Here is a 1,871-nt window from a genome sequence, read left to right as displayed (position 1 = left end):
CGCCCGGAATCAGCGAGACGGCCCGGATCATGCCGCCCAGCCCTTCGACGGCCCGCACCACCTCGAAATCGAACTGCGGGACCCGGTTGCCGTAATCCGCCAGAGGGAAGCGCTCGAAGACCACGTAGGCGAGACCGCGATATGCCGGAGCCTCGCCCGCCTCCTTCGCCGCGATGAACGGGTCGAGCTCCTGCGTCTCTTGGCCACGGTGCACCCGCATCGCGATCGTACTCACGTCGAGTTCTCGGCCGTCGACCCAGACGCGCCTGATGAAGGCGATCGGCCCTTCGCAGAGCCCGATCGCGAGATTGGCATGGTAGCTGTAGGTCGTTTCGTAGGTCTTCCTGGCGCGACCACCCTTGCCGCCGCTCTTGCTGCGGGTGACGGAGACGGAGACCTCCTCCTCGATGCGCGTCGCCCAGATCAGCTGTCCGCCGAGCCGCACGCGGCCGTAGGCGCGCGGGACCGCGGCCCCTTCCATGGCCGCGAGGCCACCGATCTCCTTCAGGCGCGGACCCTCCACGATCTTGTTGCCGCCCGAACCGCCGAGCCAGCCTTGATCGAGGGTCGCTCCCGCCAATCCTCCGAGCGCCTGGCCGATCGTGCCGCCGATCGATCCACCCAGCATGGACCCGAGCGCAGCGCCGGCGACCTGGAACAAGAGCGTCGCCATCAGTCGGTTACTCCCGGAAAAGCAAAGGCATGGCTGAGATGGCGCCGCCACCAGGGCGTGAACGCGACTTCCGCGACCGCTGCGCCGTCATGGGCATGGATGATGCGATCGTGCTCGCTCAGGATGGCGCAGTGCTTGGCCGGCAGGTGCCCGCGCCAGCGGAAGAGCAGCACGTCGCCGGGTTGTCCGGCTCCGGTTGCGACGGGCAGTAGATGGCGCATGGCGGCGTCCGCCAGCGTCTCCCGCCGCAGGCTCTCGGCCCAGGACGGCGAATAGGGCGGCGGCGCCTCCGGCTCCGGCCCCAGCAGATCACGCCAGACGCCCCTGACGAGGCCAAGGCAATCGCAGCCGACACCTCGCAGCGAGGCCTGATGATGATACGGCGTGCCAAGCCACAGCCGCGCCGCCTCGACGATGTCGTCGCGCCTCACCGGAACAGGCTCCCGCCATCGAGCGGACCATCGCTGGCGCGCACGCCACCGATGATGAAGTCGTTCGTCGGCATATGCGGAAAGCCGCGGAAATTGAGGCCATTGCCGAATTTCGTGCGGCAGGTAGCGAAACTCTTGTCGCAACCTGGCGTCACGCTGAAGCCGTCGCCCGGCCGGATCGCCGAGCCCGGCATCTGCCAGAGCTGGAAGACGGCGCGGTCCCCCTCGACGCCGTGTCGCTTCACCTCGGTCGCGAAGCCCGTATTGGCACCGCCGGTGAAGACCAGCCTCCCCCCGGTGAAATGCGCGCCGGGATAGCCGGCCAGCCCCGATGCCGACAGCGCCAGGCGACCGTCACTCTCATCGACATGCCCGGCCGCGGCCACAAGGGTTACGCCGCAGCGCGCATCGCCCAGATCGGCCGGGCAGGAGCGCAGATAGAGCTGGCCGCGCTCCTCGTCGAACGCCTTGGCGACACTGCGAACCTCGGCGGTGAAGTGGCGTTCGCCGCGCTTGATCTCGCCGATGAAGCCTTCTTCGAGCAGCAGCCTCTGTTCTGGCGCAGCCCAGTTCACCAGCCAGATGCGTACGCGCGCATCATCATAGAGACCACGAGCAAGATCGGCCTCGTTCAAGCCGGCGGCGGCAAAAGCCCCCGCGACATCGCCGCCTCCGACGGCGAAGCCGAGTTCGGCTGTCATCTCGGCCGCCTCCAGCCCGGTAGCCGCGGCATAGATCAGGCCATCGAAGGCGAGGGGCCGGTCGTG

General features: G+C 68.4%; 2 protein-coding genes and 1 pseudogene. All 3 read right to left on the bottom strand.

Annotated elements, in window-relative coordinates:
• Positions 1-673 (bottom strand): annotated as a pseudogene (locus ACIPIA_RS15320) (baseplate multidomain protein megatron); the annotation flags it as partial.
• On the bottom strand, positions 673-1,104 hold the full coding sequence (locus tag ACIPIA_RS15315) for an NlpC/P60 family protein (RefSeq protein ID WP_400510789.1): 432 nt from the start codon (positions 1,102-1,104) through the stop codon (positions 673-675). The gene ACIPIA_RS15315 and the pseudogene ACIPIA_RS15320, both read right to left, overlap by 1 nt.
• A partial coding sequence (locus ACIPIA_RS15310) for a DUF2163 domain-containing protein (RefSeq protein ID WP_400510787.1) occupies positions 1,101-1,871 on the bottom strand: 771 nt, incomplete at its 5' end. The genes ACIPIA_RS15315 and ACIPIA_RS15310, both read right to left, overlap by 4 nt.

It is taken from the genome of Allobosea sp. CER48, assembly GCF_044752385.1.
GTDB lineage: Bacteria > Pseudomonadota > Alphaproteobacteria > Rhizobiales > Beijerinckiaceae > Allobosea.
Note: the sequence above shows the minus strand (reverse complement) of the source record. Positions and strands in the feature narration are given on the sequence as shown.